We start from the raw sequence: 25960 nt of genomic DNA, 5'->3' as shown, positions 1-25960 counted from the left end.
GTGTCATCGATCGATGCGACATTAGCCGAGCGTGGACGGCGATCAACGGCATCCGGAGGCGAAACGGGGCGAAAGGCCGTTTTTGGAATTAACAGAAACCTTCGGTCGTGCCGTCGTAATTAAATTTCAAAAGATATGCGCCCATTCGCAATCTTTCGCCATTGGATGTTAATATTTTGGCCAAATGCCCTTGCAGCGTCGGGCCGTTTCTGGCATAGAGCCTACGAAATAGGACAGTCTTGCTGTCCTATTTCGGTCAGGGGACCGAAACGATGTCCGATCGCTCGCCTTTTGCGGGTGTTCGGGCGGGATGCAAGCGGCGCCGATCGCAAGCCGATCGCGAATGCCATGCAGATTGCGACGGTTTCTGACGTTTATGCCTGACCGGGCCGACTTCAGTTTGCCGCCCGGTACGGTTCATGCAACGATGATGCCCGCGGGGCCGGACTGCAAGGAATGCAGACGGTCGGCACGCGGGCGAAAGCCTGCCCGCGTCCGAGCGGGCCACAGGAGGAAAGACGATGACGGATTTCGCGTCGAAGAGTTTTGGTTTGACCCGCGCGCAGACGACTGCGACGGACGCCAAAACGACGGCGCGACGCATCGGTCTTCCCAAAAAGCAGGGGCTGTACGATCCGCGCAACGAGCATGACGCCTGCGGCGTCGGCTTCGTCGCGCACCTGAAGGGCCAGAAGTCGCACCAGATCGTCAAGGACGGGCTGTTCATGCTCGAGAACCTGACGCATCGCGGCGCCGTCGGCGCCGACCCGCTGATGGGCGACGGTGCCGGCATCCTCGTGCAGATCCCGGACCGCTTCTTCCGCGAGGAAATGGCGAGCCAGGGCGTCACCCTGCCCAAGGCCGGCGAATATGCCGTCGGCCACATCTTCATGCCGCAGGACGAGACGCTCGTCGCGCATTTCAAGAAGGTGATCGAGGACGTCGTCGCCGAGGAAGGGCAGGTGCTGCTCGGCTTCCGCGACGTGCCGGTCGACAACGCATCGCTTTCGAAGGCGCCGGAGATCGCCGCCACAGAGCCGAAGCACGTGCAGATCTTCATCGGTGCCGGGCGCGACGCCGCCACGACCGCGGAGTTCGAACGGCGCCTGTTCACGCTGCGCAAGGTGATCTCGAACCGCATCTACGACGAATACCAGGGCGAGGAGAGCGGCTTCTATCCGGTGTCGCTGTCGTCCTCGACGATCGTCTACAAGGGGATGTTCCTGGCCTACCAGGTCGGCGCCTACTACAAGGACCTGGCCGATCCGCGCTTCGAAAGCGCGGTGGCGCTGGTGCACCAGCGCTTCTCGACCAACACCTTCCCCTCCTGGAAGCTGGCGCACCCCTACCGCATGGTCGCCCACAACGGCGAGATCAACACGCTGCGTGGCAACGTCAACTGGATGGCGGCCCGGCAGGCCTCGGTCTCCTCGCCGCTGTTCGGCGACGACATCACCAAGCTGTGGCCGATCTCCTACGAGGGGCAGTCGGACACCGCCTGCTTCGACAACGCGCTCGAGTTCCTGATCCGCGGCGGCTATTCCATGGCGCATGCGGTGATGATGCTCATCCCCGAGGCCTGGGCCGGCAACCAGCTGATGAGCCCCGAGCGCAAGGCGTTCTACGAGTATCACGCCGCGCTGATGGAGCCGTGGGACGGCCCGGCGGCGGTCGCCTTCACCGACGGCCGGCAGATCGGCGCGACGCTCGACCGCAACGGCCTGCGTCCGGCCCGCTACATCGTCACCGACGACGACCGCGTCATCCTCGCCTCCGAGGCCGGCACGCTGCCGGTTAAGGACGAGAACATCGTCAAGAAGTGGCGCCTGCAGCCGGGCAAGATGCTTCTGATCGACATGGAAAAGGGCCGCATCATCTCCGACGAGGAGGTGAAGTCGGACCTCGCCTCGAAGCATCCCTATCGCACCTGGCTGGACAACACCCAGCTGATCCTGGAGGACCTGCGGCCGGTGGAGCCGCGGGCGCTGCGCCGCGACGTGTCGCTGCTCGACCGCCAGCAGGCGTTCGGCTACACGCTGGAGGACACCCGGCTCCTGATGTCGCCGATGGCGACGACGGGCCAGGAGGCGATCGGCTCGATGGGCACCGACACGCCGATCTCGGCGATGTCGAGCAAGGGCAAGCTGCTCTACACCTATTTCAAGCAGAACTTCGCCCAGGTCACCAACCCGCCGATCGACCCGATCCGCGAGGAACTGGTGATGAGCCTCGTCTCCTTCATCGGCCCGCGGCCGAACATCCTCGATCACGAGGGGGCGGCGCATGCCAAGCGCATGGAGGTGCGCCAGCCGATCCTGACCAACGGCGATCTGGAGAAGATCCGCTCGATCGGTCACACGGAAGACCGCTTCGACACCAAGACGCTGGACTTCACCTATGACATCTCGCGCGGGGCGGAAGCCATGCCGGAGATGCTCGACCGGCTGTGCGAGCGCGCCGAGGCGGCGGTCAAGGGCGGCTACAACATCATCGTGCTCTCCGACCGCCAGATCGGCCCGGACCGCGTCGCGATCCCGGCACTGCTGGCCACGGCCGCCGTGCACCATCACCTGATCCGCAAGGGGCTCCGCACCTCGGTGGGTCTCGTGCTGGAATCCGGCGAGCCGCGCGAGGTGCACCATTTCTGCCTGCTCGCCGGCTACGGCGCCGAGGCGATCAACCCCTACCTCGCCTTCGACACGCTCACCGACATGCACAAGAAGGGCGAGTTCCCGAAGGAGGTCGACGAGGCCGAGGTCGTCTACCGCTACATCAAGGCGGTCGGCAAGGGCATCCTGAAGGTCATGTCCAAGATGGGCATTTCGACGTATCAGTCCTATTGCGGCGCGCAGATCTTCGATGCGATCGGCCTGTCGTCGGCGCTGGTCGACAAGTACTTCTTCGGCACCGCGACGACCATCGAGGGCGTCGGGCTGGAGGAGATCGCCCGCGAGACGGTCGCCCGCCACAAGGCCGCCTTCGGCCGCGACCCGATCCTGGCGAATACGCTCGACATCGGCGGCGAGTACGCCTTCCGCATGCGCGGCGAGGAACATGCCTGGACGCCGGATGCGGTGGCCTCGCTGCAGCATGCCGTGCGCGGCAATGCGCAGGACCGCTACAAGGAGTTCGCCGACATGGTGAACGCCTCGTCGCTGCGCATGAACACCATCCGCGGCCTGTTCTCGATCAAGGACGCGAGCGCCTGGGGCCGCGAGCCGGTTTCGATCGACGAGGTCGAGCCGGCCTCCGAGATCGTCAAGCGCTTCTCCACCGGCGCGATGTCCTTCGGCTCGATCAGCCGCGAGGCGCACACGACGCTGGCGATCGCCATGAACCGGATCGGCGGCAAGTCGAACACCGGCGAGGGCGGCGAGGAAGCGGACCGCTATACCCCGCTCGCGGACGGCTCGATGAACCCGGAGCGCTCGGCCATCAAGCAGGTGGCTTCCGGCCGCTTCGGCGTCACCACCGAATACCTGGTCAATGCCGACGTGCTGCAGATCAAGGTGGCGCAGGGCGCCAAGCCCGGCGAGGGCGGCCAGCTGCCCGGCCACAAGGTCGACGCCACGATCGCCAAGACCCGGCATTCGACGCCGGGTGTCGGCCTGATCTCGCCGCCGCCGCACCATGACATCTATTCGATCGAGGATCTGGCGCAGCTGATCTACGATCTGAAGAACGTCAACCCGCAGGCGGACATCTCGGTCAAGCTCGTCTCGGAAGTCGGCGTCGGCACGGTGGCCGCCGGCGTCGCCAAGGCGCGCGCCGACCACATCACCGTCGCAGGCTTCGACGGCGGCACCGGCGCCTCGCCGCTGACCTCGCTCAAGCATGCCGGCTCGCCCTGGGAAATCGGCCTTGCCGAAACCCACCAGACGCTGGTGCTGAACGGGCTGCGCTCGCGCGTCGCGCTGCAGGTCGACGGCGGACTGAAGACCGGCCGCGACGTCGTCGTCGGTGCCCTGCTCGGTGCCGACGAGTTCGGCTTCGCCACAGCGCCCTTGATTGCGGCGGGCTGCATCATGATGCGCAAGTGCCACCTGAACACCTGTCCGGTCGGCGTCGCCACGCAGGATCCGGTCCTGCGCAAGCGCTTCAAGGGTGCGCCGGAGCACGTGGTCAACTACTTCTTCTTCGTCGCCGAGGAAGTCCGCGAGATCCTGGCATCGCTCGGCGTGCGCAGGCTCGACGAGATCATCGGGCAGTCCGAGCTCCTGGAGAAGGAGACGCTGATCTCGCACTGGAAGTCGCAGGGTCTCGACTTCAGCCGCATCTTCCACAAGGTGGATGCGCCGAAGGAGGCGACCTACTGGACCGAGCGGCAGAACCACCCGATCCACGACGTTCTCGACCGCACGCTGATCGAGAAGGCAAAGCCGGCGCTGGAGAGCAAGACGCCGACCGCGTTCGAGGTCGACATCAAGAACGTCGACCGCTCGGCCGGCGCGATGCTGTCGGGCGAAGTCGCCAGGCGCTACGGCCACAAGGGCCTGAAGGACGACACGATCACCGTGCGCCTGAACGGCACGGCCGGCCAGTCCTTCGCGGCGTTCCTGGCGCGCGGCATCACCTTCGACCTCGTGGGCGCCGGCAACGACTATGTCGCCAAGGGGCTCTCGGGCGGCAAGATCATCGTGCGTCCGCCGGAAACGTCGAAGACGGTCGCCGAAGACTCCATCATCGTCGGCAACACCGTGCTCTACGGCGCGATCGCGGGCGAGTGCTACTTCAACGGCGTGGCCGGCGAACGCTTCGCCGTGCGCAACTCGGGGGCCGTGGCGGTCGTCGAGGGCGTGGGCGACCACGGCTGCGAGTACATGACCGGCGGCGTCGTCGTCGTCATCGGCCAGACGGGCCGCAACTTCGCGGCCGGCATGTCGGGCGGCGTCGCCTATGTGCTGGACGAGGAGGGCGATTTCGCCCGCCGCTGCAACATGGCGATGGTCGAGCTGCAGCCGGTGCCGGAGGAGGACGACATGCTGGAGAAGCTGCACCACCACGGCGGCGACCTGATGCACAAGGGCAGGGTCGACGTGTCCGGCGACATGAACCGGCACGACGAGGAGCGCCTGTACCAGCTCATTTCCAACCACCTGCACTACACCGGCTCGAAACGCGCCAAGGACATCCTGGACAACTGGGCGGACTTCCGTCCGAAGTTCCGCAAGGTCATGCCGGTCGAATACCGGCGCGCGCTCGAGGAGATGGAGCGCATGAATATGGCCGAGGCAGCGGAGTGAATGGCCTAACGGCCATCATTCATCGGGTGATTTCAGTCGGCATCGCGGCCGCCGTCCCGGCGGCCGTCTTCTGGATGAACGGCGAAATCGGTTTGGAATTCATCGTACTGGGCGCGGCAATGGGATTTGCCTACTGGTACTGGGGACCTTCGGTTCCCCCGCTATGAAGTGAGGAATACACTCGTGGGTAAGGTTACAGGTTTCTTGGAGATCGATCGTCAGGTTGCGAAGTACCAGCCGGCGTCGGATCGCATTCGCCACTTCCGCGAATTCACCATCCCCATGTCGGACCAGGAGGTCCAGAAGCAGGCCGCGCGCTGCATGGATTGCGGCATTCCCTATTGCCACGGCCCGACGGGTTGTCCGGTCCACAACCAGATCCCCGACTGGAACGACCTCGTCTACAGCGGCAACTGGGAACTGGCGATCCGCAACCTGCATTCGACCAACAACTTCCCGGAATTCACCGGCCGCGTCTGCCCAGCCCCTTGCGAGGAGGCCTGCACGCTGAACCTCGAGGACATGCCGGTCGCGATCAAGACCGTCGAGCAGGCGATCGCCGACAAGGCCTATGAGATGGGCTACATCGTGCCGCAGCCGGCGACGGTCAAGACGGGCAAGAAGGTCGCCGTCATCGGCTCCGGCCCCGCCGGCATGGCGGCGGCGCAGCAGCTCGCCCGCGCCGGCCACGAGGTCCACGTCTTCGAGCGCGAATCCAAGCCCGGCGGCCTGCTCCGCTACGGCATCCCGGATTTCAAGATGGAGAAGAACTTCATCGATCGCCGCGTCGAGCAGATGCGTGGCGAGGGCGTCACCTTCCATTGCGGCGTCAATGTCGGCGTCGACAAGGCGATGGACGAGCTTCTGTCCGAGTTCGATGCCGTGCTCTATTGCGGCGGCTCGGAGACCCCGCGCGACGCCGGCATCCCCGGCGTCGACTTCGCCGGCGTCCACGACGCCATGCCCTATCTCGTCCAGCAGAACCGCCGGGTCGGCCGCGAGAACATCGACAGCGTCGGCTGGCCTTCCGATCCGATCCTCGCCGGCGGCAAGCATGTCGTCGTCGTCGGCGGCGGCGATACCGCGTCGGACTGCGTCGGCACGGCCTTCCGCCAGGGCGCGGTGAAGGTCACCCAGCTCGACATCCGCCCGCAGCCGCCGGAGAAGGAGGACAAGCTCGCCGTCTGGCCGTTCTGGGCGACGAAGATGCGCACCTCCTCCTCGCAGGCCGAAGGTGCCGTGCGCGAGTTCCAGGTCGGCACGCTTGAATTCGTCGGCGACGAGGACGGCGTGCTCACCGGCGTGAAGTGCTGCCAGGTGGACGATCGCCGCAAGCCGATCGCCGGCACCGAGTTCATCATCAAGGCCGACCTCGCCTTCATCGCCATCGGCTTCCGCGGTCCCTTCACCGACAGCGTGCTGAAGGACCTCGGCGAGCGGCTGACGATCAACACCGACAAGCGCGGTTCCTCCAACGTCGTCGCCAACGACCGCGACTACAAGACCTCGGTCGACAAGCTCTGGACGGCCGGCGACGTCCGCCGCGGCCAGTCGCTCGTCGTCTGGGCGATCCGCGAAGGCCGCCAGGCGGCGCGCGCCATCGACGAGGCGCTGATGGGCTCGACGACCCTGCCGCGCTGAGCGGGCCGGCAGAGCCCAGCCTGAGCAATCGAAACCCCGCAAGCCGGACCGGCCTGCGGGGTTTTCCGTTTTCGAATGCGTGTCCCGGAGGGGCCTCCAGCGGCCGACCGGCGGGCGCCGTCAGGCGGAACTGGCAAACGCGATCAGGTTGCCGTCGGGGTCGGCGACGATGATCGTCTTCGTTCCCCATTCCTCGGTCCGCAACGGCTGGTGAAAGCTTGCGCCGGCGGCCTCGAACTCGGCCGCGAGTGCTGCGGCGTCCTCGACGATGATCGTGGCGCTGAGCGCATCCTCTTCGCTGGCGCGGAAATCGGCGGCGAACGGGGACCGGTCCACCTGGCGCAGGTGCAACTGCACGCCGTCACGGTAGACCTGGGCATAGTAGGGCGGATCGCCGTAGACGAAGGCGACGGTGAAGCCGAGCCGTTCGCCGTAGTAGTCGCAGGCGGCTTCGATGGCGGTGACGTAGAGCTGCGGTTCGACGGCGAGGAAGGTGGAGCGGGTCGCGGCGGTGGACTCTTCGGTCATCGCTCGTCCTGCCGGGCCGGCGCCTGGGTGACGTTGATCGCCGGGCGGAGCTTGTCCAGCCGGAAGTCGTCGACGCGGCCGGCGGGGGCTGCGGCGAAATCGCCCTTCTCGACCATGCGGTCGCGCGGGCTGCGGCCGCTCGTCGTGTCGGGTGCGGCGCCGCCGAGAAGGACCAGGCCGCCGTCGAGCGTCGGATCGGTCAGGCTGATCGGCTGGGTCTTGAGGATATCGGCCGGATCGGCCGGGGCGGTGACCAGCTCGTCCGAAACCGCCTCGCCGCCCTGCTTCTGGCCATCCACGGTCATGGCGTCGCCCAGGAGCCGGCGGATTTCCTTTTCGACGTAGAAGGCGAGCTTGCGCTTGCCCGCCTTGGTCATCGAGACGCCGTCGGAGCCGCGCAGGCGCACCTGCTGGCCGTTGATGTCGGAGCCGGTGACGACGAACTTGCCGTCCTCGTCGACGAAGCCGTCCCAGATGTCGATGAAGGTGCCGCCCGCCTTCTCCACCGCGTTGCGGTAGATCGTGTTGAAGGCGGACATGTCGGCGGTCATGGACGCAGTGGGGAAGGCCGGCATGCCCACCCACAGGAGCGGCACGTCCTTGCCGCGGGCATCGTGTGCGAGCTTTTCGACGCGGCGGGTGTACTCCGCCGTCCAGGTCTCGCTGCGGAATTTCTCCTTCGCGCCGCCGATCGCCATCATCTGCCGGTCGTTGGCGCCGAGGCTGAGGACGACGACCGCCGGCTTGATCTCGTCGATCAGCGCCGGGAGCTGCCGGTCCCAGTCATAGTAGTCCTGGCGCACGAGGCCGGACGAGCCGTTGGTCCGCGCCTCGATCGTCACGCCCGGCATCTGCAGGAAGGCCTCGGTCAGGCCGTCGCCGATGCCGGAGGCGACGAAATCGCCGACGACGAGCACCTTGCGCGCGTCCGCCAGCTTCTCGACCATGACGGGGGCTGCGGGGGCGGCCACCTGCGGCGCCTTGGTGCGGGCCTTGGGCTTCTGGCTCCTCGCCTGGGTGCGGCGGGGCTGCACCCGCTGCTGCGCCCGCGGCTGCACCGTCGCGCGCGGCCGGCGCCGGAACCCGCCAAAGAGAAAGTCGAGCACGGTCCGGCGCTGCACGCGCTCCTGCGCCACGGCGTCCGAGTAGATCGCGGCCGGCGGCACGGCGATCACAAGGCAGGCCAGAAACACCAGCAGGCGGTGGAAGCGTACCATGCGCGGCGGGGTCCTCGTTGCTGTCGGAGCCGGGCTCCCGGCATTCTTGCCGGCAATCATCGCAAATTGCGGGGGATCGGGAAAGCGTCAATGCCGATGGCGGCGTTTTCGTCCAACGGACTGACGAAAACGGGCGCCGGTTGGCGCCCGCCATGTGGCTTGCGGCAGGACCGGGGCTATTTCCGCAGGGCCTGCAGGAGACGGGTGCTCGGCTCGCCGTCCGCCGCCAGGCCGAGCCGGCTCTGGACGGCCTCGATCGCGGCCTTGGAGCTGGAGCCGAGATTGCCGTCGACCTCGCCGTCATAGTAGCCGAGCTGCTTCAGCCGCGTCTGCAGCTCGAACTTCTCGGAAATGTCGAGCGAGCCGTCCGGGCGCGGCCAGCGCTGCTTCACCCCGCCGTAGCCGGCGAGCTGGTCGGCCAGCATGCCGACGCCCATGGCATAGGAGTTGGAGGCGTTGTAGCGCTTGATGACGAAGAAGTTGCGGGTCATCAGGAAGGCCGGGCCGTCTGCGCCGGCCGGCATCAGGAGTTCGGCGCGATCGCCGCCGTTCCTGAAGCCGCTGCCGGTCGGCCGCCTGAAGCCGAGCTTCTGCCACTGGGCCAGCGTCTTGGTCTGGCCTTCATAGGCGCTGCCGCCGCCCGGCGCGACCACCTCGTAGCCCCAGGTCTTGCCCGGCTGCCAGCCGTTCTTGTGCAGGAGATTGGCCGCGGTTGCGAGCGCATCGGGCACCGAGTTCCAGATGTCGCGGTGGCCGTTGCCGTCGGCATCGACCGCATAGAGCAGGTAGCTCGAGGGAATGAACTGGGTGTGGCCCATCGCGCCGGCCCAGGAGCCGGTCATCTCGGCGGCGGGGATGTCGCCGTTCTGGATGATCTTGAGGGCGGCGATCAGCTGGGTGCGGGCAAACTTCGCCCGCTTCGGATCGGCATAGGCGAGCGTGGCGAGCGCGCGCGGCACGTAGTGCAGGCGGTCTTCCTTCGACAGCACCGCGCCGTAGTTCGATTCCATCGACCAGATGGCGAGCAGGATGTTGCGGTCGACGCCGTAGCGCTTCTCGACGGCGGCAAGGGTGCGGCCGTACTTGGCGGCCATCTCCTGCCCGATCTTGACCGTATAGGGGTTCACGCGCGAATCGAGGTAGTCCCAGATCTTGTGCTTGAACTCCGGCTGATAGGCGGCTTTTTCCAGGACGTCGGGGTCCGGCGTCTTGACGCCCTTGAAGGCCTGTTGGTAGGTCGATTTCGAGATGCCGCCCTTGGCCGCCGTCGCGTAGAAATTGGCAATCCACTTCTGAAAGCCGGCATCGGCATGCGCGGCGGTGGCGGGAACCAAGAGAGCCGCGGAGACGAGGATGGCACGTGCGGAGCGGAGGAGCCTGGAATTGCTAAGCTGATGCATCGGTCGTTGGTTCCGTCTTTCGAAAGTTCGACAGGGCGGAGCAGTAAGCTTCCGGTGGAAAGCTCAGCCTACAGACATGAAGTCAACAAATTCTTTACCATGGATTCCCCAGCACGTCTCTCTTTGCAAAATGATAGCAAATTGAAGCTAAGGCAGCACTGAACTAAGCCCCCGATGAACGCGGGGCCAACATGAGGTTGATGATGGCCGAAAAACGCAAGGTACGAAAAGCAGTGTTCCCGGTTGCGGGTCTGGGAACGCGGTTCCTCCCCGCCACCAAGGCGGTTCCGAAGGAAATGCTGACCGTCGTCGACAAGCCGGTGATCCAGTACGTCGTCGACGAGGCGCTGGAAGCGGGCATCGAGCACCTGATCTTCGTCACCGGTCGCTCGAAGGCGGTCATCGAGGACTATTTCGACATCCAGGTCGAGCTGGAGCAGACGCTGCGCCAGCGCAACAAGACCGCCGAGCTGACGCTCTTGGAGAGCATCCTGCCGGTGGCGGGCTCGACCAGCTTCACCCGCCAGCAGGAGCCGCTCGGCCTCGGCCACGCCGTCTGGTGCGCCCGCGACCTCGTCGGCAACGAGCCTTTCGCGCTGCTTCTGCCGGACATGATCATGAAGGCGCCGAAGGGCTGCCTTTCCGGCATGGTCGAGCTCTACGAGCACGACGGCGGCAACGTCATCGCGGTCGAGGAATGCGCACCCGACCAGGCGCACAAGTACGGCATCGTCGGCGTCGGCGAGACGGTCGGCGAGGGTCGCCGCATCACGCAGATGGTCGAGAAGCCGGCGCCCGGCACCGCTCCGTCCAACTTCTTCATCAACGGCCGCTACATCCTGCAGCCGGAGATCTTCTCGATCCTCGCCACGCAGGAGCGCGGCGCCGGCAACGAGATCCAGCTGACCGATGCGATGCTGAAGCTTCTGAAGGAGCAGCCGTTCGCGGCCTATCACTTCAAGGGCGAGACCTATGACTGTGGCGCGAAGGATGGCTTCATCCTCGCCAACGTCGCCTTCGCGCTCGCCCGCGGCGACATCCGCCCGGCCGTCGAGGGACCGCTGCAGGCGCTGCTCAAGAGCCTCCACTGAGGCACACGGTTCCGTGCCTGACCGGCGCGGAACCTTTCCCGGCCAGGGTGAAACCGGCCCGGACACTCTCCACGCATCTTTGAAATGTCAGCGGCGCAGCACCAGGCCGAGGCCGGCACGGGTGACGCCGGTGTCCTCGCTGTTCTTCTGCGTCGTCAGTTCGTAGGAGACGTCGCCGCTGAGGGCGAGGTAGCGGTTGAAGTTCCACGCCAGCCCGGTGCCGATGATGTAGACGTTCTGGTCGGCGGACGAGGCGGTCTGGAAGTCACGCCATTCGTAGGAGCCCAGGAGCCGCGCCACGAGATTGCTCCGCACCTCCTGGGTGATCTCGGTGCTGCCGAGGTAGGAGACGTAGCCGCTTTCGCCCGCCGTCGTCGAAGGCTCGATCGACGTCCTCAGCCCGAGATTGACATTGGTGCCGCGCCGCGGCGACCAGTCGACGGCGCTGTCGGCGGCAAAGGCGTTGATCGCCTCCAGGCGGTCGTCGTCATAGGTCTGGCGGTCGAAGCCGATCCCCAGTTCGCCGCGCAGCTTCTCGCCGAAGTCGAATTCGATGCCGGTGCGCCCCGCATAGAGATCGCCCGAGCGGGCATAGCCGTTCGAATCCCGTGCCTCGTCGTAGTGCACGCGCCCGCCGGACGCCTCGACGAAGGGGATCAGGGCCGGCGAGATCTCGTAGCCGATCCGGGCCGTCAGGATGCCGGTCACGGTGTTGCGGTCCTTCTGCGACAGCGTCGAGCCGTCGGAGAATTCGACATCGCCATAGGTCTCGCGGTCGACCGTTCCACCGAACGTGCCGCGAATCAGGCCGAAGTCGCGCTGGATGCGGGCGCCGCCGGAGAAGTTCTGCACGGCCGACTGCACGGAGGCGCCGGAGACGGCGTTGGGATCGGCCATGTCCTCCCGCTCGAGGCTGTAGCCGGCGGTGAGGTTGGCGGTCGTCTCGCCGGAAAGGTAGAGCCGCAGGTCGGCGCCGATATCCACCTCCGGCTCGGTGTTCTCGCTGTCGGTGAAGTTGCGCTCGTAGGTGCCGGAACCATCGATCGTCAGCTGGTGGCGCGACCAGTCGGAGACGAGCGAGCCGCGCAGCGTGGTGGTGGAGAAGCCGCGGGTGTCGGTCTGGTCACCGGTCTTGGTGCGTTCGTAGCCGATGCCCTGTTCGAGCGATGGCCGCAGCGTGAAGGTGCCGATGCCGATGCCCGGCGGGTCCTCGGAATAGGGGACGGCGCCGTTGCGAAAGCCCTCGACCGAGGCGGTCGGCAGGTTCTGGCGGCCGGCGTCCGGCGCCGCCTCCAGGGCCTTCGTCTCGATGGCGTCGGGAGCGGTCGGGGCGGCCGGGTCGGCCGGCGCGGGGGCGTCGAAGGAGGCGCCCTGCGGGGTCGCCGCAGCCGCGGCGTCGAGCGCCTGCGCAGAAGCCTCCGCGCCCATCGGATCGACGGTGCCCAGCGCAGACGGATCGGCTTCCTGGGCCTGCGCCGGCAAGGTCGCAAGCAGCGAGGCGACAATGAGCGCGCCGGCAGCCCTGTGGTGCGGCGGCGCGGTCGGTCGCACCCTGTCTGATCTGTTCTGCCGGTATGCCATGGGGTTCGCAATGATTTCTGAAATTCCTAATCACAGGTAAAGCAACACGGTTAACGTTCGGTTTCCGTAGCTTACGCTGTGTGACCGGGTCCGGGCCGGCGCCTGATGGACATCGCGAGGCAAAAGCGCTAACAGGCAGCCATGATCAAAAGACAAGCACTCGTGGAAAGCAGCGGCGCGATCGCCTCTGCGATCCGTACCGTCGAAACCGAACGTGCCGGCCTCGATGCTCTGGCCGACGCGCTGAATGGACCCCTCTACGACGCCTTCTGCGATGCGGTGCGCACGATCGGCGACATCCGGGGACGGGTCATCGTCACCGGCATCGGCAAGTCCGGCCATATCGGCACCAAGATCGCCGCGTCGCTCGCCTCCACCGGCACGCCCGCCTTCTTCGTCCATCCCGTCGAGGCCAACCACGGCGACCTCGGGATGATCGGCGCCGACGATGTGATCCTCGCCATGTCCTGGAGCGGCGAGACCTCCGAGCTGCAGGGCATCGTTTCCTATTCCCGGCGCTTCTCGATCCCCCTGATCGCGATCACCTCCGGCGAGCGCTCGGCGCTGGCGCGCGAGTCCGACATCGTGCTCTTGCTGCCCAAGACCCAGGAAGCCTGCCCGCATGGGCTGGCGCCGACCACCTCGACGCTGATGCAGCTTTCGCTGGGCGACGCGCTGGTCGTGGCGCTGCTGGAGGCGCGCGGCTTCACCGCCACCGACTTCAAGACGTTCCATCCCGGCGGCAAGCTGGGCGCGAGCCTCACCCATGTCGGCGACATCATGCACAGCGGCGAGAACATGCCGCTCGTGCCGCTCGGCACGTCGATGCCGGCGGCCGTCCTGCTCCTGTCGCAGAAGCACTATGGCTGCGTCGGCGTCGTCAATGACGAAGGCAAGCTGGTCGGCATCGTCACCGACGGCGACATCGCCCGCAACCTGTCGCGCAATCTCGCCGAACTCGATGTGGACGACATCATGACGCGCACGCCGAAGACGGTGAGGCCGACGACGCTCGCGACCGCCGCGCTCGGGCTCTTGAACCAGCACAACATCTCGGCACTGATCGTCACAGACGAGACGACGCAACCGATCGGCATCGTGCATTTCCACGACCTCCTGCGCATCGGCGTCGCCTGAGCGGCTGAGGCACGGCCATTCGCTGAGCTTTGCGAGCGAACTAGAGAAAGGTCGGCGCACCTGATATCGATGAAGCTTGATCGAGAAAGGGGCGGTATTGGATGACACGGCCGGACATTTCGAGAGAGCCACCGACTGGACCGGTCAGAGATCTCGCTATGGCGCTTGTCGGAGCTTTGCCTCTTGGTAGCCTCTGGCAGTTGCTTGCGGGGAAGCTCTGGGAAGATCCGCGTTGTGCAGCATACCGATATTTTGCCGTTTCATTGGCGGAGCGACTTCGAGAGTTGGAGCAATCCTCATCGCTAGACATTGGTGACGCGCTGAGCAAACCTGAGACACAGCCGTTGCTGTTGAGCGCTTTTGAAACTGCAGCGAAATCAATCGGTGAGAAGAAGCTTGAAGCTCTGAGGAATGCCGCAATTCAAGGGATATTTGAACGCAGCTATCCGTTTGATCTCTCGGTCATGGTGTTTTCGCTACTAGACCGAGTGACGGAGGGGCACGTGCTTATGCTTCATGTTGTCGCAAATCGTGGCGGCCCTGGAAAGGCTCCCCTATACGAAATGGAACTTAGGCAAGTGGGCATAACTACGGAAATGCGGCGCACGAGCGACACAAGTCTCATGGCACATCAGATGACTCTCAACGAGATGATTCTACATGATTTGATCAATATGGGTCTCGTTGGAACTAGGCTTGAAATCGGCCCTGTGCACTCGTGGAGCACTGATCCGTCGCGCAATGCTCCTGCTCGCGTCATGCTCACAAAAAAAGGCCAACTGTTTATCGAGCACATATTTCCAGACAGCGAAGACTAGCTTCGCTATGCCGGCTCTACCGTCAGCTCGCGTCCTGAACTGGCGACGACGCGCACCCGGGTGCCGACTGGCAGGTCGGGGCCGTTGACGCTCCAGACGGTGTCGTCCAGCCGGATGCGGCCGCGGCCCTCGGTGATCGGCTGGTCGAGGGTGGCGGTGCGGCCGATCAGGCTCTGGCCGCGCTGGTTCAGGAAGGGTTCGTCCGTCCGCTTCTCGTTGCGGGCGACCAGCCTGCGGCCGACGAGGACGGCTGCGATGGAAAGGGCGGCGAAGACCAGCCATTGCAGCTGCCAGACCCACCAGTCGGTCTCCCAGAGAAGCAGCGAGAGAGCGCCGGTGACGATGGCGGCAATGCCGATCCAGACGAGGAACACGCCGGGCATCAGCACTTCCAGCGTCAGCAGCACGACGCCGAGCACCCACCAGGCCCAGGGGCCGAGCTCGGCTGCGATCTTGGCGATCATGGCTCAGCTTTCCCGTTGCGTCGTGTCGAACGGATTGCGGACCACGCCGCCTGCCGCGGGCGTCGCGCCACGCGGGCGGGGCGGGACCGGCTGCGGGCCGTCGCCGAAGACCTCGCGGGCGATGGCGCCGATGCCGCCGAGCGAGCCGATCAGCGACGAGGCCTCCATCGGCATCAGCACGATCTTGGCGTTCGGCGCGGTGCCGACGGTGGCGAGCGCCTCGGTGTATTTCTGCGCCACGAAGTAGTTGATCGCCTGCACGTCGCCGGCGGCGATCGCCTCCGACACCATCCTCGTCGCCTTGGCCTCGGCCTCGGCCAGGCGCTCGCGCGCCTCGGCGTCGCGGAAGGCGGCCTCGCGCTGACCCTCGGCCTGGAGGATCGCCGACTGCTTGGCGCCCTCGGCGCGCAGGATCTGGGCGTTGCGGGCGCCTTCGGCCTCCAGCACCTGAGCCCGCTTCTCGCGCTCGGCCTTCATCTGCCGCGCCATCGCATCGACGAGATCCTTCGGCGGTGCGATATCCTTGATCTCGACGCGGGTGATCTTGACGCCCCAGGGGCCGGCCGCATCGTCGACGACATGCAGCAGCCGCTCGTTGATGGCATCGCGATTGGACAGGAGCTCGTCGAGATCCATCGAGCCCATGACCGAGCGGATGTTGGTCATGGTCAGGTTCATGATCGCATTTTCCAGATTGGAGACCTGGTAGGCCGCCTGGGCGGCATTCAGCACCTGGAAGAAGGCGACCGCATCGGCGGAGACGCTGGCATTGTCGCGGGTGATGACTTCCTGGGTCGGGATCTCCAGCACCTGCTCCATCACGTTCATCCGCGCGCCGATCTTGTCGAAGAAGGGGATGATCAGGTTCAGGCCCGGCTGCAGCGTGCGGGTGTAGCGGCCGAAGCGCTCGACCGTGTACTGGTAGCCCTGCGGTATGGTCTTGATCCCGGCAAACAGCAGCCACAGCACCAGGATCACCAGTGCCACGACAAAAATATCCAAACCGTCCAACGACATGCCCCGTCCCCTTCGGCTTTGCGCACGGTGCCCGGTCGTGCGGAAGGGTCCGGGCGGGATTGTGCGCAGATTCAACGCGTTATCCGCGCCACTCTACGCAATCCCCGCCCCAAGGCCAGCGCAATTTCGCCCGTCGCTGCCAGTCGACCCGTCAGGCCGGATCAGATCCAGCCTGCGAGTTCGCGGCGGACGACCTTCTCCAGGACGGCCATGCCGTCGGGGCTGTCGTTCAGGCAGGGGATGTGGGCGAACTTCTCGCCGCCATTGTGGTGGAAGCTCTCGGCCGCCTGGCCGGCGATCTCCTCCAGCGTCTCCAGGCAGTCGGAGACGAAGCCGGGATTGAGGACGGCGATCTTCTTTATGCCTTCCTGCGCCAGCCGCTCCACCGTCTTGTCGGTATAGGGCTGCAGCCACTCCTCCGGGCCGAAACGGGACTGGAAGGTCACCCGCAGCTTCTCCTCCGACCAGCCGAGGCGGTCACGCAGCAGGCGCGCGGTCTTCTGGCACTGGCAGTAGTAGGGGTCGCCCTTGTCGAAATAGGATTTCGGGATGCCGTGGAAGGAGGCGAGCACGACCTCCGGCTCCCAGTCGAGCGTCGAAAGATGGGCGGTGATGGAATTGGCGAGCGCCTCGATATAGGTCGGATCGTCGTGATAGGGCGGCACGGTGCGCAGCGCCGGCTGCCAGCGCATCTTCAGGAGCGCCTCGAAGGCCTTGTCGTTGACGGTCGCGGTGGTGGCGGCGGCATACTGCGGATAGAGGGGAAAGAGCAGGATGCGCTCGCACCCCTGCCTCTGCAGGTGCTCCATGCGCGAGGCGATCGAGGGCTGGCCGTAGCGCATCGCCCAGTCGACGATGACGTCCGGGTGGTCGGCAAGCGCGGTCGCCATCAGTTCCGCCTGGTTGCGCGTATAGGTGCGCAGGAAGCTCTCGTTCTTCTCCTTGTTCCAGATCAGTTCGTAAGCCTTGCCCACCTTGCCCGGGCGGGTGTTCAGCACGATGCCGAACAGGATCGGGTACCAGGCGATCCTCGGCCACTCGATCACCCGCTTGTCGGTCAGGAACTCCTTCAGGTAGCGGCGCATCGAGGCGTAGTCGGTCCCGTCCGGCGTGCCGAGATTGACGAGCAGGACGCCGATCCTGCCGTGCTTGACGGATGGATGATCGGCGGGCTTCGTGGCGGCATTCTGCATGTTCGGGTCCTGTGCGTTCGGTCTGACGGTAGCGGTACCGGCCGGGCGGCAAATCCTAAAACCGTTCTAAAAAGAAAAGCCGGACCGGGGAAGCCCGGGCCGGCGCGAATGTTGAGACAAATTGTCCTTTTATTTGGCCGGGACTTCCAGCTCTGAACCGATGGCGAGCGCCCTTGGTTCCGGATTGCCGTTCGCCTCGGAGATCTTCCGCCACTGGAAGCCGTCGCCATAGGCTTCCTCGGCCAGGTCCCAAAGCGTATCGCCGCGTACGACGACATGCTTGGCGGGGCCGGTCGCCGGCGCGGGCGATGCCGGGGCGGCCGCCGCCGGTTCGGTCGACGTGCCCGGCGCTGCGGGTGCTGCAGCGGCCGTTGCGGCAGAGACCGTGGCGATGCGCCCGTCGGTATAGGGCTTGTACGGCCGGTGGGCGGCGAGGTAGTCGGCGAGCACTTCGTCGAGCGTCGGCCCGAAGTCGTAGGCGTTCGTCGCGGCGGTGGCGAAGATCTTGTAGCCGTCGCCGCCCGCCCGCATGTAGTTGTTGGAGGCGAGCGTGTAGACCTTGGCGGGGTCGAGCGGGACGAAGGCATCGCCCTCCCGCATCTGCACGGAGACGACGCGGCTGCCGGCGGGCTTCGACGTGTCGAAGGTGAATTTCATGCCGGCGACCTGCGGGAAGCGACCGGCGCCGTCCTCGATCTCGCTCAGGCCGTTCTCCAGGGCCGCGACGATGTCGGAGCCCTTCAGGCCGAAGGTCGAGACGGTGTTCTGGAACGGCAGCACGGTGATGATCTCGCCCATGGAGACCGGGCCGGCGTCGATCGAGGCGCGCAGGCCGCCGCCGTTGGTGATCGCGGCGGTGACGCCTTGTCCCTTGGTGCGGTCGAGCAGGGCGTCGGCGACGAGATTGCCCATCTCGCACTCGCCGGCGCGGCAGCTCTCGCGCGTACCGTCGATCGGGGCGGCGGTCTCGGCGACGATCTTCGTCTTCATCTCCTCAATCGGGCCTGCCAGTTCCTTCACCTTCGCTACGAAGCCGGCGTCGGGCGTGAACGCGGCATCGAGCAGGATCGGCGCACCGCTGGCGGATTTCACATTGCCTGCGTCATCGAAAACGACCTTCAGGTCGCCGAGATATTTCGAATAGGCATAGGCCTGGACGATCGGCACGTCGACGCCGGCGGGGTTCCGGACGAAGGTCGGATAGGGGCCGATGGCCTTCTCGTCGGTGTTGGACAGAAGCGTGTGGCTGTGGCCGCCGACGATGACGTCGATGCCGTCGACGGCCCGGGCGATTTCCTGGTCGCGCCGGTAGCCGACGTGGGAGAGGAGCACGATCTTGTTGACGCCCTCGGCCTTAATCGTCGGGATGACGCCCTTGAGATAGGTGATCTCGTCTTCGAAGAAGACGCTCTTGCCGGGGGAGGAGGTCTCGTCGGTGTCGGTGGCCAGCACCGAGACGACGGCGACCTTCTGGCCGCCGATGTCCTTGATCACGTAACCGGGAATGCGGTTGGCGATCGGCGTGTCGGCGCCGGCGACGGTGTTGCCGGAGATGATCGGGAACTTGGCCCTGTCGAGGAACTTCGCCAGTTCCTCCGGGCCGTTGTCGAATTCGTGGTTGCCGACGGCCATGGCGTCGAAGCCGATGCCGTTCATGAAATCGGCGACCGCCTGGCTCTTGTAGGTGGTGTAGAACAGCGAGCCCTGGAACTGGTCGCCGGCGTCGAGCACCAGAACGTTCGCCCCGGCGTCGGAAAGCGCCTTGCGGCGGGTGTCGATCGCCGTCTTCACGCGGGCGATGCCGCCGAAGCATTCGTTCTTGCCCTCCTCCTCGGCCGAGCAGGTGGAATCGTACTTGTTGATCGGCTCGATGCGCGAGTGCAGGTCGTTGATGTGGAGAATGTTCAGTTCGTAGTCGGCGAATGCCGTACCTCCGGACAGGGCCAGCAGGGAGGTGGCCAAGAGGCCGATGCGAATGCAATTCATGGGCAGGTTCTCCTGTTTCCTGCGGGAGGGCCGCTTCTCAGGCAGGCGCCGGGCGGCCTCGGTTCCCGAACGGAACCGATGGTTCCACCGCGCAGGCGCAACTTCAAGAGGAAAACCGATCGGGCCGGCGCCGGCTGTGGAAGAAGGTTAAGCGCCGGCGCCCGGAAGCGCCTCAGCCCCGCATGATCCGCGCCGTGCCGCTGACGCGGATCGAGCTGCCCGGCTCGGCCGGGATCTCGGCATGGAGACGCGAGCGCATGCCCATGTCCTCGCCCTGGACGATCTCGATCGAGCCTTCGTGCGGCCAGCCGAGATCGCGCAGGTATCCGGCAAAGGCAGCGGTTGCGGCACCCGTCGCCGGATCCTCGTAGACGCCGCCGGAGGCGAAGGGGTTGCGGGTGTGGAACAGCCGCGGCGTCTCGGCGAAGGCGAGCAGGATCGTCGCCCAGCCCTCGCGCAGCATCACCGCGCGGGTCGGTTCGAAATCATAGGCCATCGCGGCCAGGCGCTCGCGCGATTTCAGCGCCAGCACGAAATGATCGGCGCCGCCGTTGATGAGGGCAGGGGGAATGGCCGGGTCGAGGTCGTCTGCCGAAAAGCCGAAGAGCGCCATGATCTCGGCGGTCAATGCGGGCGGCGAAGGCCGGCTGCGCGTCGGCGGAGACTGCAGGGCGGCCGAGACGACGCCGTCCGCCTTCGTCGCTTGGACGGAGATGTCGGCATCGTTCAGCGCCAGCGCAAACGTGCCGTCGCCGAATTTCAGGGCGAGGGCGGCGCCGAGTGCGATCGTCGCATGCCCGCAGAACGGCACCTCGATCTTCGGCGAGAAGTAGCGCACGCGCCAGCCGTCGCCCTGCGGCGCGGCGAAGGCCGTCTCCGAAAAACCGACCTCGGCTGCGAGCCGCTGCATGTCCGCAGGCGCGGGCAGCGCTTCCGCGATCAGGACGCCTGCGGGATTGCCGCCGGTCTCGCCTTCGGAGAAGGCTGCGATGCGTTGAATGTCCAAGGTCTTCTCCCGAAGGCGCGGCCGGCTGCGAAGGGGGGCGCTCAGCCCTGGCGGTTCAGGGTGAACTGGGCGCCCGAGCTCGAGGTGCAGTTCAGCTGGCGCGGGGTGACGAGCGAGCAGTTGGCCTTGGAGGCCGACTTGGAGATGTTGGAGAACAGGCTGATCTCGATCAGTCCGCCGGGCTGCTGGACATAGGTGCCGGTCGCCATCGTCGTATTGGTGTCGGTCGTCCGGGTGGCGAACTGGCCGCCGTTGAAGGTGGAGACCAGGCCGTTCGCATCCACCCATGATCCGTCCACGCCCTGCGGCGCCTGGGCGACCGGGGCATAGGTGTTCGCACGCTCCGAACTCTGGCAGGAAGCGAGCGCCGCAGCAGCGGTCAACAGGGAAGCAACGATCAAGGGTTTCATCAGGGACTCCGTAGACTTACCCGGCAAAAGGGTTTCAAAAGTCGGCCCGACCATGCCGCGATCGGGCGGTGAAAGCAAGAGACGCCCCGGAAGGTCGGGTGTTATCCGCCGCAAATGCAAACGCCCGCGCGGCGGCGGGCGTTCCCTTGAAACAGTGTGGTGTTCGCGCCTATCGGAAGAGGATGTTGCGGAACTGCCACGGGTCCTTGGTGTCGAGGTCTTCCGGGAACAGGCCCGGGCGGCCGTCGAGCGGGGTCCAGTCGGTGTAGTGGCCCTCGACCGGGCCGAGATAGGGACGCTGGACCTCGAGGCAGCGGCGGTAGTCCATCTCGTCGGCCTCGACGATGCCGGCCTTGGGGTTCTCCAGCGCCCAGACCATGCCGGCGAGGACGGCGGAGGTCACCTGCAGGCCGGTGGCGTTCTGGTAGGGGGCGATCCTGCGGGTCTCTTCGAGCGACAGGCGCGAACCGTACCAGTAGGCGTTCTTGTCGTGGCCGTAGAGCAGCACGCCGAGCTCGTCGATGCCGTCGACCAGCTCGTTCTCGTCGAGGACGTGATGGACCGGCTGGGCGTTGCCGCCGTTGCCGAACATCTCGTGCAGCGACAGCACGGCGTCGTTGGCCGGATGGTAGGCATAGTGGCAGGTCGGCCGGTAGGTGACGTCGCCGTCCTTGTCGCGGACGGTGAAGAAGTCGGCGATCGAGATCGATTCGTTATGGGTGACGAGGAAGCCGTATTGCGGGCCGGGCGTCGGGCACCAGGTGCGCACGCGGGTGTTGGCGCCCGGCTGCTCGAGGTAGATCGCCGCCTTGCAACCCTTCTTGTGCTTCTTGGCGTTCTTCGGCATCCAGTTCTCGTGGGTGCCCCAGCCGAGCTCGGCCGGCTGCAGGCCCTCGGAGATGAAGCCTTCCACCGACCAGGTGTTCCAGAAGGTGTCGAGCGGCTTCGGACGCTTGGTGCGCTGGGTGTCGCGCTCGGCGATGTGGATGCCCTTGACGCCGACCTTCTTCATCAGCCTGGCCCAGCCCTCGCGGTCGTCCTGCGCAGGGATGTCGTGCTTGATGCCGAGGTCGCGAGCGAGGTTGACCAGCGCCTCCTTGACGAACCAGGACACCATGCCCGGGTTTGCGCCGCAGGTGGAGACGGCGGTGGTGCCGCCGGGGTTCTTCGCCTTCTCCTTGCGCACCGTCTCGCGCAGCGCATAGTTGGTGCGGTCGGCGTTCTTCAGGTTCTTGTCGAAATAGAAGCCGAGCCACGGTTCCACCACCGTGTCGATGTAGAGCGCGTCGTGCTTGCGGCAGAGCTTGATGAGGTCGAGCGAGGAGGTGTCGACCGAGAGGTTGACCACGAAGGCCTGGCCGCCGCCTTCCTTGAGAAGCGGCTTCAGCAGGTCCTTGTAGTTTTCCTTCGTCACGAATTCGGTGACGTGGCGAACACCGTGCTTCTTGAAGATCTCGTCGTCGGCAGCATCCTTGCGCGGTTCGATGACGATGAGGCGGTTCTTGTCGTACTTGAAGTGACGCTCGATCAGCGGCAGCGTGCCGCGACCGATGGAACCGAAGCCGATCATGATGATCGGGCCCGTGATCTCTCCGTAAACCGGATAGCTCGTTTCTGCCATTCTTTCGTTCTCCTGACGGGAAGCGTCCCGATGTCGCAAAAAGAGGGCCGCGCGGCCCTTTTCGATCCGGAGACAGCCTAGAGCATAGAATTCCGTCACAATAAAGTGGGCAGGGCGGCTGCCGCAGGCTTTGCTAGCCGGTCGGGTGCGAGCGCAACAGCTTTGCCAAGGCCGTGCGCCTGTCGATCAGGCCCTTGTAGGCGGCCTGCGGATCGGTCAGTTCCTCGAGCTGGCTTGCGAATGTCTCGGCCACCTCGGCGGCGTTCGGCAGGCTGCGGACGGCCGCCAGCGGATCGTTGTAGATGCGGATGGTGAAGAGGATGTCGCCCGAGGCCGGCAGGCGGCGCAGCGTCTGCCGCTCCACCCGCGCAAAGGTGCGATCGAGCGCGAGGTCGTGGCCGGACGGCAGCGCGCCATGCGCCTTGGAGGCCGGATAGTAGAGGTCGGCGTCCGGGTTGATCGACCAGTTGAAGCGGAAGACGGGACGCTCCACCTGCAGGTTGTCGAACATCCGGTTGATGAGGGCGGCATTGCGGCTGCCGTCGCCGAAATCCGGCACCGGCGCATGGATATCCTCCATCCGCCGGCCGAATTTCTCCGGCAGCGACCAAGAGGAGGGGAAGGAGACATAGCCCGCGACGAGGTGCCAGCCGGTGTCCCGCCTGCGCATGATCACGAGGTCGTCCTGGACGAGCGCGCCTGCTGCGAGGAGCGGCGATACGTCCGGATCGTCCAGCCGGACCTTGCGGCCGCCGGCCCCGTTCTCGATGACGATCGCCTCGCCGTCACGGTGATAGCGCTGCGGATGCCGTCGCGTGACGAAACCGGCGACGAGGTCCAGAACCTCGGCCTGCGCCTCCCGCGTGCCGTCCTCCTCGACGAAGACCTGGTCGCGGTGCTGCGCCAGCACGCGCTCCTTTTCCGCAAGGTAGCGTTCGATCTCGTCGTCCGGCTCCAGCCAGCGGTCGGGGTCGAGCTGGCCGAGACCGATCGTGAACAGGCGGGCGGAGCCGTCATAGGGTGTGTAGGCGGGCTGGGTCATGCGAGCCGTGATCGATCGCTGCGATGCCCATCCGATTGTGAAAGGGCGCGGGGTCGTGCTATTCTGTATACATCGTATTTAAGGGTATACGCCATGTCTCAGAACGTCATTTCGCTGCGGGTGTCCGACGAGATGAAGGAACGGCTGGACCAGTTGGCGGCGGCCACGCGGCGGCCGCGATCATTCCTCGCCGAGGAGGCGCTTGCCGAGTATCTCGACCGGCACGGCTGGCAGGTCGCCGCCATCGACGAGGCAGTCCAGGCCGCAGGCGACGGGCAGTTCGCCACGCACGAGGCGGTGTCCGACTGGTTGTCCAGCTGGGGCACGGACAGTGAGAAGCAGCCGCCGGTTGCCGGAGCTGTAAAGCGGCAGCGATGAAGGTGATATGGGCGCGCCTGGCCCTTGCCGATCTCGTCGCCATCCGCGCCTATATCGCCGAGCACAATCCGGCAGCCGCCAACGGCATCGCACGTCGCATCCTCCATGCCGTCGAACTGCTGCAACAGCAGCCACATCTCGGGCTTCCGACTCATCGGACCGATGTCCGCCGTCTGATTGTGGCCGGCACCGTCTATTCGCTGCCCTACCGCGTCGAGGACGGCGTCATCGAAATTCTCGAGGTGTTCGACGGCCGGCAAAGGGCGCCGCGCACGGATCTGGGCAATGAAGAAGGGGGCTGAGCGCCCCGAGGCCTTCGTCGCCAGTTTGCTCAAGGGCTCAGCCTTGCCGCAATCAGCCCGCGTAGCGAGTTGCCGACGAACAGCCGGCCCGCCGCCAGGTCGCCCGCCTGCAGCATTGCCTCCCGCGCCCGGCCGCTTGCGATCAGGTCCTCGCGCAGCACGCCGGCGAGCAGGCCGCAGGCGAGGGTTGGCGTCTTCAGGATGCCGGTGCCGTCGTCGACAAAGACAGAGGTGATGGTGCCCTCGCAGACCTCGCCGCGCTCGTTCAGGAGCAGCACCTCGTCGGCTGCGCCTGCGGCGAACTCGGCGCGGGCCGCCTCGTAGGCGGTACGGCGGGAGGTCTTGTGGCGCAGCAGCGGGTCTGCGGAGGAGAGCCGGGTCCTAGCGATCCCGACCGTCCAGGTCGCATCGGCTGCGAGCGGCGCGAAGGGCGCGGTCTTCACCTCGATGCGGCCGTCGCCGAAGAGTTCGAGGCGGACGCGAAGGGGGGCGGGCTGCGCGGTGGAGGGGAGTGTGGTCGCGGCGTTTCCGGGTGCACTTGCCGCATTGGCGACAGCCGCCTTCACCGCCTGCGTCAACGCCGCCTGCGCGCCCTCGGCGCCCGGCAGTCCGAGGGCTGCGGCCGAGTGCCCCAGCCGGGCCAGATGCCGTTCCAGCCGGACGAAGCCCGCCTCCGGCTCCCAACGCAGCGTCTCGATCAGCGAGAGATCCATTGGTCCCCCACGGCAAAGCGCGCCTTCAGCAGGCATTCCTCGTATTCGGCCTCGGCGGTGGAATCGAAGACGATGCCGCCGCCGACGTTGAAGACGGCCTCGCCGCCCGGAAAAAGCGAGATCGTGCGGATCGCGACGTTGAACTGCATGGTGCCGTCCGGCGCGATCATGCCGATCGCGCCGCAATAGGCGTCGCGGGGGCCGGCCTCCAGATCGTGCAGGATCTCCATCGCCCGCATCTTCGGAGCACCCGTCACCGAGCCGCAGGGAAAGAGGGCGGCGAAGATGTCGCGCAGGGATGTGCCGGCCACGAGCCGGGCGCGGACGTGGCTGACCATCTGGTGCACGGTCGGATAGGTCTCGATCGCGAACAGCTTCGGCACCTCCAGCGTGCCGACCTCGGAGATCCGCGAGATGTCGTTGCGCAGCAGGTCGACGATCATCCGGTTCTCGGCCTGCGACTTCGGGTCGGCCAGCATGGCGGCGACGATCGCCTCGTCCTCGGCGGCGCTCGTCCCGCGCGGCGCGGTGCCCTTCATCGGATGCGTCTCGATGACGCCGTCGGCATCGACGCGGAAGAACAATTCCGGCGAGCGCGACAGCAGGATCGGCCCGTCGAGCGAGACCAGCGCGCCGTACTTCACCGGCTGGCGCTCGATCAGCGACCAGAAGGCCGCGACGGGATCGCCGTTCCAGCGGGCGCGGACCGGCATCGTCAGGTTCGCCTGGTAGCAGTCGCCCTCGCGCAGGTGGCGGTGCAGCCGGTCGAAGCGGCGGCGATAGGCCTCGAGATCCCATTCGGCTTTCGGCTCGGCCAGAAAGGGTTCGTTCTCGGTCCGGTGTCTCGGCATGGCGAGCGGATGGTCGTCCGCGGGCGCCTCGAAGATGCCGAAGCTCATCAGTGGCGTCTCGCGTCCCTCGACCGCGAAGGGCGCGAGCTTCGGCTCGAACAGGTGGCCGGCCTCGTAGCTCATGAAGCCGGCGATCCACTTGCCGTCCGCATGCGCCGCCTGCAGGGCGCGGAAGGCGGGCTCGAAATCGGCCCGCCGGCGCACCGTCACCGTCGCGATCGGATCAACGAACACCGTCGTCCTGTCTTCGCGGTCGTCGCGCAGGAGCACAAAGCGTGGGCGATCGGTCATCTCTTCGGCACTCGGATCTCTTTGTCCTGC

At 66.1% G+C, this 25960-nt stretch carries 21 protein-coding genes; 7 read left to right on the top strand and 14 right to left on the bottom strand.

From position 1 onward, the window contains the following. The first annotated feature begins 521 nt into the window (after positions 1–521). Both gltB and P0086_RS14595 read left to right on the top strand, forming a co-directional pair. Positions 522–5243 carry a glutamate synthase large subunit gene (gene gltB / locus P0086_RS14600; RefSeq protein WP_275786744.1) on the top strand — a complete coding sequence of 1574 codons (4722 nt, stop codon included), beginning with the start codon at positions 522–524 and terminating at the stop codon, positions 5241–5243. A gap of 183 nt (positions 5244–5426) precedes the next feature. Further along, complete coding sequence (locus P0086_RS14595; protein WP_148179320.1) at positions 5427–6884, top strand: glutamate synthase subunit beta; 1458 nt, start codon at positions 5427–5429, stop codon at positions 6882–6884. Positions 6885–7004: 120 nt separating this feature from the next. Here P0086_RS14595 and P0086_RS14590 read toward each other — a convergent pair whose 3' ends face one another. From P0086_RS14590 to P0086_RS14580, 3 genes are all read right to left on the bottom strand, one after another. After that, entirely contained in the window at positions 7005–7412 is a 408-nt protein-coding gene (locus tag P0086_RS14590; RefSeq protein WP_275786741.1) for a VOC family protein, read from the bottom strand. Next, the gene (locus tag P0086_RS14585) at positions 7409–8629 is read right to left on the bottom strand and encodes a DUF459 domain-containing protein (protein ID WP_275786738.1); all 1221 of its coding nucleotides are present in this window, start codon (positions 8627–8629) and stop codon (positions 7409–7411) included. The genes P0086_RS14590 and P0086_RS14585 overlap by 4 nt, the downstream gene beginning before the upstream one ends. A 176-nt stretch (positions 8630–8805) precedes the next feature. Then, entirely contained in the window at positions 8806–10029 is a 1224-nt protein-coding gene (locus tag P0086_RS14580; protein WP_112593718.1) for a lytic murein transglycosylase, read from the bottom strand. A gap of 203 nt (positions 10030–10232) precedes the next feature. Here P0086_RS14580 and galU point away from each other — a divergent pair, with 203 nt between their 5' ends. Beyond that, entirely contained in the window at positions 10233–11120 is an 888-nt protein-coding gene (gene galU, locus P0086_RS14575; RefSeq protein WP_112593719.1) for a UTP--glucose-1-phosphate uridylyltransferase GalU, read from the top strand. Positions 11121–11207: 87 nt separating this feature from the next. On the opposite strand, the gene P0086_RS14570 is transcribed toward galU, so the two are convergent. Next, positions 11208–12671: an outer membrane beta-barrel protein gene (locus P0086_RS14570; protein WP_275786736.1), complete on the bottom strand. Its 1464-nt coding sequence runs from the start codon at positions 12669–12671 to the stop codon at positions 11208–11210. Between the two features lie 171 nt (positions 12672–12842). Here P0086_RS14570 and P0086_RS14565 point away from each other — a divergent pair, with 171 nt between their 5' ends. Both P0086_RS14565 and P0086_RS14560 read left to right on the top strand, forming a co-directional pair. Continuing rightward, the gene (locus P0086_RS14565) at positions 12843–13838 is read left to right on the top strand and encodes a KpsF/GutQ family sugar-phosphate isomerase (protein ID WP_275786733.1); all 996 of its coding nucleotides are present in this window, start codon (positions 12843–12845) and stop codon (positions 13836–13838) included. Positions 13839–13996: 158 nt separating this feature from the next. Continuing rightward, a complete protein-coding gene (locus tag P0086_RS14560) occupies positions 13997–14656 on the top strand; it encodes a hypothetical protein (protein WP_275786730.1) in 660 nt (219 codons plus the stop codon). Between the two features lie 5 nt (positions 14657–14661). Here the strand turns inward: P0086_RS14560 and P0086_RS14555 are convergent, their stop codons facing one another. From P0086_RS14555 to P0086_RS14520, 8 genes are all read right to left on the bottom strand, one after another. Next, the gene (locus P0086_RS14555) at positions 14662–15120 is read right to left on the bottom strand and encodes an NfeD family protein (RefSeq protein ID WP_275786728.1); all 459 of its coding nucleotides are present in this window, start codon (positions 15118–15120) and stop codon (positions 14662–14664) included. A gap of 3 nt (positions 15121–15123) precedes the next feature. Continuing rightward, positions 15124–16137, bottom strand: coding sequence for an SPFH domain-containing protein (locus P0086_RS14550; RefSeq protein ID WP_275786726.1), 1014 nt, complete (start codon positions 16135–16137; stop codon positions 15124–15126). A 161-nt stretch (positions 16138–16298) separates the two neighbouring features. Next, a complete protein-coding gene (hemH, locus tag P0086_RS14545) occupies positions 16299–17330 on the bottom strand; it encodes a ferrochelatase (protein ID WP_275786723.1) in 1032 nt (343 codons plus the stop codon). A gap of 129 nt (positions 17331–17459) precedes the next feature. Beyond that, positions 17460–19316, bottom strand: a complete 1857-nt coding sequence (locus P0086_RS14540) for a 5'-nucleotidase C-terminal domain-containing protein (protein ID WP_275786720.1) — start codon at positions 19314–19316, stop codon at positions 17460–17462. 172 nt (positions 19317–19488) lie between these two features. Beyond that, positions 19489–20322: a PhzF family phenazine biosynthesis protein gene (locus P0086_RS14535; RefSeq protein ID WP_275786717.1), complete on the bottom strand. Its 834-nt coding sequence runs from the start codon at positions 20320–20322 to the stop codon at positions 19489–19491. Between the two features lie 41 nt (positions 20323–20363). Next, entirely contained in the window at positions 20364–20732 is a 369-nt protein-coding gene (locus P0086_RS14530; RefSeq protein ID WP_112593726.1) for a hypothetical protein, read from the bottom strand. 169 nt (positions 20733–20901) lie between these two features. Next, positions 20902–22353 carry a homospermidine synthase gene (locus P0086_RS14525; protein WP_275786714.1) on the bottom strand — a complete coding sequence of 484 codons (1452 nt, stop codon included), beginning with the start codon at positions 22351–22353 and terminating at the stop codon, positions 20902–20904. Between the two features lie 133 nt (positions 22354–22486). Beyond that, on the bottom strand, positions 22487–23395 hold the full coding sequence (locus P0086_RS14520) for a DUF3445 domain-containing protein (protein WP_275786712.1): 909 nt from the start codon (positions 23393–23395) through the stop codon (positions 22487–22489). A 93-nt stretch (positions 23396–23488) separates the two neighbouring features. Between P0086_RS14520 and P0086_RS14515 the strand changes: the two genes are divergently transcribed. Both P0086_RS14515 and P0086_RS14510 read left to right on the top strand, forming a co-directional pair. After that, a complete protein-coding gene (locus tag P0086_RS14515; RefSeq protein ID WP_162702445.1) occupies positions 23489–23773 on the top strand; it encodes a CopG family ribbon-helix-helix protein in 285 nt (94 codons plus the stop codon). Next, positions 23770–24075 carry a type II toxin-antitoxin system RelE/ParE family toxin gene (locus P0086_RS14510; RefSeq protein WP_112593729.1) on the top strand — a complete coding sequence of 102 codons (306 nt, stop codon included), beginning with the start codon at positions 23770–23772 and terminating at the stop codon, positions 24073–24075. The genes P0086_RS14515 and P0086_RS14510 overlap by 4 nt, the downstream gene beginning before the upstream one ends. 29 nt (positions 24076–24104) lie before the next feature. Here P0086_RS14510 and P0086_RS14505 read toward each other — a convergent pair whose 3' ends face one another. Beyond that, on the bottom strand, positions 24105–24788 hold the full coding sequence (locus P0086_RS14505; RefSeq protein ID WP_275786707.1) for an aminotransferase class IV family protein: 684 nt from the start codon (positions 24786–24788) through the stop codon (positions 24105–24107). After that, positions 24773–25930 (bottom strand): aminodeoxychorismate synthase component I, encoded by a 1158-nt coding sequence (locus tag P0086_RS14500; protein WP_275786704.1) that lies wholly within the window; start codon positions 25928–25930, stop codon positions 24773–24775. The genes P0086_RS14505 and P0086_RS14500 overlap by 16 nt, the downstream gene beginning before the upstream one ends. Positions 25931–25960: the final 30 nt, after the last annotated feature.

It is taken from the genome of Mycoplana sp. MJR14 (assembly GCF_029210525.1).
In the GTDB taxonomy this organism is placed as follows: Bacteria; Pseudomonadota; Alphaproteobacteria; order Rhizobiales; family Rhizobiaceae; genus Mycoplana.
This window is presented reverse-complemented; position numbering and strand designations above follow the sequence as displayed.

Excerpts from the sequence above, each read along its gene's own strand:
- P0086_RS14520 (WP_275786712.1), bottom strand. The coding sequence starts at position 23,395 with ATGACCCAGCCCGCCTACACACCCTATGACGGCTCCGCCCGCCTGTTC.
- P0086_RS14555 (WP_275786728.1), bottom strand. The coding sequence starts at position 15,120 with ATGATCGCCAAGATCGCAGCCGAGCTCGGCCCCTGGGCCTGGTGGGTG.
- P0086_RS14530 (WP_112593726.1), bottom strand. The coding sequence starts at position 20,732 with ATGAAACCCTTGATCGTTGCTTCCCTGTTGACCGCTGCTGCGGCGCTC.
- P0086_RS14540 (WP_275786720.1), bottom strand. The coding sequence starts at position 19,316 with ATGAATTGCATTCGCATCGGCCTCTTGGCCACCTCCCTGCTGGCCCTG.
- gltB (WP_275786744.1), top strand. The coding sequence starts at position 522 with ATGACGGATTTCGCGTCGAAGAGTTTTGGTTTGACCCGCGCGCAGACG.
- P0086_RS14585 (WP_275786738.1), bottom strand. The coding sequence starts at position 8,629 with ATGGTACGCTTCCACCGCCTGCTGGTGTTTCTGGCCTGCCTTGTGATC.
- P0086_RS14560 (WP_275786730.1), top strand. The coding sequence starts at position 13,997 with ATGGCGCTTGTCGGAGCTTTGCCTCTTGGTAGCCTCTGGCAGTTGCTT.
- P0086_RS14515 (WP_162702445.1), top strand. The coding sequence starts at position 23,489 with ATGTCTCAGAACGTCATTTCGCTGCGGGTGTCCGACGAGATGAAGGAA.
- galU (WP_112593719.1), top strand. The coding sequence starts at position 10,233 with ATGGCCGAAAAACGCAAGGTACGAAAAGCAGTGTTCCCGGTTGCGGGT.
- P0086_RS14500 (WP_275786704.1), bottom strand. The coding sequence starts at position 25,930 with ATGACCGATCGCCCACGCTTTGTGCTCCTGCGCGACGACCGCGAAGAC.
- P0086_RS14590 (WP_275786741.1), bottom strand. The coding sequence starts at position 7,412 with ATGACCGAAGAGTCCACCGCCGCGACCCGCTCCACCTTCCTCGCCGTC.
- P0086_RS14565 (WP_275786733.1), top strand. The coding sequence starts at position 12,843 with ATGATCAAAAGACAAGCACTCGTGGAAAGCAGCGGCGCGATCGCCTCT.
- P0086_RS14505 (WP_275786707.1), bottom strand. The coding sequence starts at position 24,788 with ATGGATCTCTCGCTGATCGAGACGCTGCGTTGGGAGCCGGAGGCGGGC.
- P0086_RS14580 (WP_112593718.1), bottom strand. The coding sequence starts at position 10,029 with ATGCATCAGCTTAGCAATTCCAGGCTCCTCCGCTCCGCACGTGCCATC.
- hemH (WP_275786723.1), bottom strand. The coding sequence starts at position 17,330 with ATGCAGAATGCCGCCACGAAGCCCGCCGATCATCCATCCGTCAAGCAC.
- P0086_RS14525 (WP_275786714.1), bottom strand. The coding sequence starts at position 22,353 with ATGGCAGAAACGAGCTATCCGGTTTACGGAGAGATCACGGGCCCGATC.
- P0086_RS14510 (WP_112593729.1), top strand. The coding sequence starts at position 23,770 with ATGAAGGTGATATGGGCGCGCCTGGCCCTTGCCGATCTCGTCGCCATC.
- P0086_RS14550 (WP_275786726.1), bottom strand. The coding sequence starts at position 16,137 with ATGTCGTTGGACGGTTTGGATATTTTTGTCGTGGCACTGGTGATCCTG.